Origin of the sequence: Kocuria sp. WRN011 (assembly GCF_002295155.1) — a bacterium.
Lineage (GTDB): Bacteria > Actinomycetota > Actinomycetes > Actinomycetales > Micrococcaceae > Kocuria > Kocuria carniphila.
Genome location: NZ_NSGI01000021.1, coordinates 1 through 1,469, shown reverse-complemented (window position 1 = coordinate 1,469; position 1,469 = coordinate 1). Strand labels below are relative to the sequence as shown.

Annotated in this window: 2 protein-coding genes; both read left to right on the top strand. The window is 61.2% G+C overall.

The features are described from left to right. Positions 1–27 precede the first annotated feature (27 nt). Positions 28–462 carry a hypothetical protein gene (locus tag CKW39_RS15200; protein ID WP_095798961.1) on the top strand — a complete coding sequence of 145 codons (435 nt, stop codon included), beginning with the start codon at positions 28–30 and terminating at the stop codon, positions 460–462. A gap of 17 nt (positions 463–479) precedes the next feature. Beyond that, positions 480–1,445 carry a DDE-type integrase/transposase/recombinase gene (locus CKW39_RS15195; RefSeq protein ID WP_095798960.1) on the top strand — a complete coding sequence of 322 codons (966 nt, stop codon included), beginning with the start codon at positions 480–482 and terminating at the stop codon, positions 1,443–1,445. The last annotated feature ends 24 nt before the right edge of the window (positions 1,446–1,469 follow it).

Here is a 1,469-nt window from a genome sequence, read left to right as displayed (position 1 = left end):
CCCTCATTGTCAGACTGGTTGTGAGTCATGGTGGTCATGACCGGTGAGGGGGTTGAGATGCCGATTTCTGCTGGGTATACCGATGATGAAGTTCGTGATCTGGTGTTTGAGTACGTGGGGTTGGCTCATGGTGAGAAAGAATTATGGATGGATGAACGGGGGTTCTCGCGGGCTCGGATGAGTCGGTGGCGCAAAGCGATCTTCGATGGTGATCTCGACCGGGGATTGATTCCACGAGAGGGTAGCTCCATGACCTCTCCCAGCCAATGGCGGAAAATCTCCCACCACCGGGAACAGCGCGAGGCAGAGAACGAAGCGCTACGCGCGCGGGTGCGTGAGCTCGAAACCACGAACGAGGCGTTGGGAAAAGCTATCGGGCTCTTGCATCAGATCAACGAGCGAGAGCCCGATACGCCCGAGACGACCAAGCCCAACAGTTCCTCCAAGCCGAAAACGAGCTGATCACCACCCTCAGTACGGTGTTGGGTTCCCAACGCAAGGCGCTGGCGGTGGCTGGGCTCTCACGCTCGGCCTGGCACTACCGTCACCACCACCGACCCCCTCGGGCCGAACCGATCCCGCACTCACAACGGGACTACCCCTCCAAACTGAGCCGGGGTGAGCGTGAGGCGATCGAAGAACGCATCCTGGCCGGCTGGTCGCAGGGTGAGTCGGTGGATCATTCCTTCGCTAGCGCCTGGGACGAAGGGGTGATGCTGGGTTCACGGCGCAGCTGGTGGCGGATCGCACGCGAGTTGGAGGACCAAACGCTGCGGCCGAAGATTCCCACCCACACCGGTCAGAAGACCCCTCGCCCCGTCCCGGTGGTCACCGCCACCGCCCCGGGTCAGGCTTGGTCCTGGGATATCACCGACCTGTTCTCCCCGTGGCGTGGGATCGTGTTCAAGGCTTATAAGATCACCGATATCTACTCCCGCCAGATCGTGGGCTGGCGGGTGGAGGAACGCGAGGCCGATCGCCTCGCGGTGGAGATGTTTGCCGCAGCGATCGTCGAACACGGTGCACCCGAGGTCGTTCACGCCGATTCCGGGGCAGCGATGCGCTCTAACGCTTTACGGGCGGCCCTGACCGAGCACGGGGTACGGCTTTCGCATAACAGGCCCTACGTCTCCAATGACAACCCGTTTTCCGAGGCAGGGTTTCGCACCATGAAATACCGGCCTTCCTACCCACGAATCTTCCAAACCCTCCAAGCAGCCAGGGCTTATCTCACCGACTACGTGAAGTGGTACAACACCGAGCACAAACACTCCGGGATCGCGTTGTTCACACCCTCTCAAGTCGCCGACGGGTCATGGGAACAGGTATGGCATATCCGTGATCAGGCCCTGCAGGACTACTACCAACGCCACCGACACCGATTCCGCACCAGGCCCCGCACCCCCAAACCCGCGGACCTAGTCGGCATCAACCTCCCCACCTGACTCACCACAGCTTGACACCCTGCG

Excerpts from the sequence above, each read along its gene's own strand:
- CKW39_RS15200 (WP_095798961.1), top strand. The coding sequence starts at position 28 with ATGGTGGTCATGACCGGTGAGGGGGTTGAGATGCCGATTTCTGCTGGG.